The following is a 2,219-nucleotide window of genomic DNA, read 5'->3' as shown; positions in this document are numbered from 1 at the left end:
AGGCTGAAGGCTGAAGGCTGAAGACTGAAGAATAAAGGCTGGAGGCTGAAGGCTGGAGGCATTGACAATGTCACTTTAGTCTGTGTCATTATATTCTGATGCTGGCTGTGTTTACAACTCTGTTATCTGTTATTTGTTATCGGGGTAAGGTAGTGAATTCAGGCTTTTGTTCTTCAACAATTAACAATCAATTTATAAGTAACTAAAACTAAATTAGTAATAAATTCAGAGCATTATGGTTTTACCATACAGATTGTTTCGGTCGCTTAGGCTCACTTGTGGGTGACAGGTTTTGAGCAACCACATCCCTGACAGCTCAGGTGTCATTGCGAGCGAGTCTTCGAGCGCGGCAATCCCAAACGCGTTAAGGCTATTACACCTCTTTTTTTGTGGCTCCAGCCACATTTTGAAGAAGCGGCTGGAGCCGCAAGAGTAAGACGTCCCCAGGCTGGAGCCTGGGAACGAGGGGTGTAAGGGCCTGTTCTTCAATGTGGAGGCGGCTTCTAGCCGCCTGGAATTAAATAGGCTGCAGGATGCAGGCTCCACTTTAAAGACAGTTACTCACAGGTTCGGTCCAGGTCCGTCCGGGTGAAGAGCTACTACCAATTAACAATTAACAATTAACAATTAACAATTAACAATCAACTATTAACTATTAGAACCCAATTCAGGGTGAGCAAAGTAGGAGGAAATGACAAAATTAGACATTAATTGTTTAGCTACCATCAATTTTGAGGTTAACTGGAAAAGTTCGCAAGCCGAGCACACTGAAAAATATCTTGCGCGCAAAGTGAATCTTTGGCGAGATATATTCCCCCCTGGTCTCAAGGAAGCTCTTCTGGATGAGTCCAACTCCGGGCAGGTTACTAAAGAATATCCCCCCGGTCAGGCAGTACCTGCCAGATCTAATAGTGATACCATCAAAACTAATCTTAATCATTTTATACGCAAAAAGTTTCTTGGCAAACCGCTGGAACCCTCTCCAGGGCGTTTCTATCCCCGAGGCCTGCTGGGAGGAGTTCATTTTTTTCCGCAGGACAGCCGGCCCTGCAGAATTATTAATGTTAATCAAAATGAACTTACAGTTGACTGCTCCCACCCTTTAACTGATTATCATTTGACCATCAGCGCCACAGTAGAAAACTACGCTCCCAATAGAAGTGAGACAGGGGGCAGGCTCTCTCACTGGGCTGAAGAAATTCTGGACACAGGACCAGGAATGCAGGCTCGGATGTCCCATGGACCAACTGATTTTATCAGGTCAGGATTTTCCAGGGTCGATGATTCTGATGATGCCTTTTTTTACCATGCCCCAAGGATGGTCAATCACATTGACGCGCAGGCCATGGAGTTTCTCGCCCGTGAGTATGCCCGGCACATCCGGCCAGGGATGAAAGTGCTGGACTTGATGAGCAGCGTACATTCACATCTGCCTCTTGAGATTGACCTCAGTGTTACCGGACTGGGTCTTAACAGTCAGGAAATGGAGGCAAATCCCAGACTTACGTCTCATGTAATCCATGATTTAAACAAAAAGCCGTTTCTGCATTTTGAAGACGCAGTTTTTGATGCGGTATTGTGCAGCCTTTCGGTAGAATACTTGACTGATCCTTATCAGGTTGCAAGAGAAGCCGTCAGGGTGCTTGCACCGGGCGGTACATTCTGCATTGGATTCAGTAATCGCTGGTTTCCTCCCAAAGTAACACATCTTTGGCAGGAACTGCACGAGTTTGAGCGGCTGGGACTTGTGCAGGACTTGATGCTTGATACCGGTGCTGTAGGAGATATAAAAACCATAAGCATTCGCAACTGGTGGAGACCTGAAGATGATCCCCATACAGAACAGACCTGGATCAGTGATCCTGTTTATGTTGTGACAGGTATTAAAAAACATGTAACATAATTAGAGCTTAGGGGTAACTTGAAAAAAACTGGCCTCCGGATCCGTCATCCCGGACTCGATCCGGGACCGGGGTGACGGTTAAAGCAAGCTATTACTCTTTATCGTCATTCCAACGAAAGCTGGAATCCAGGCTTTTCCTTGTTCCCAGGCTCCAGCCAGGGAACACCTCATTTTTGTGGCTCCAGCCACTTCTTAAGAAGCTCCTCACCAGGGCTGCCCGGGACCGAACATGCGAGTAACTGTCTTTAAAGTGGAGCCTGCATCCTGCAGGCTATTTAATTCCAGGCGGCTGGAAGCCGCCTCCACCTTGAAGAAC

1 protein-coding gene is annotated in these 2,219 nt (G+C 46.7%); it reads left to right on the top strand.

The genetic code is table 11. From position 1 onward, the window contains the following. Positions 1-691: 691 nt before the first annotated feature. Positions 692-1,903, top strand: a complete 1,212-nt coding sequence (locus tag LZ23_RS21125; RefSeq protein ID WP_045217448.1) for a class I SAM-dependent methyltransferase — start codon at positions 692-694, stop codon at positions 1,901-1,903. Positions 1,904-2,219 lie beyond the last annotated feature (316 nt).

It is taken from the genome of Desulfonatronovibrio magnus (assembly GCF_000934755.1).
Taxonomy (GTDB): Bacteria; Desulfobacterota; Desulfovibrionia; order Desulfovibrionales; family Desulfonatronovibrionaceae; genus Desulfonatronovibrio; species Desulfonatronovibrio magnus.
The sequence above is the reverse complement of the archived record's forward strand: the minus strand, read 5'-3'. Positions and strand labels throughout refer to the sequence as shown.

What these genes read in the sequence shown, in the direction of transcription:
- LZ23_RS21125 (WP_045217448.1), top strand. Translation starts at nt 692, where the DNA reads ATGACAAAATTAGACATTAATTGTTTAGCTACCATCAATTTTGAGGTT.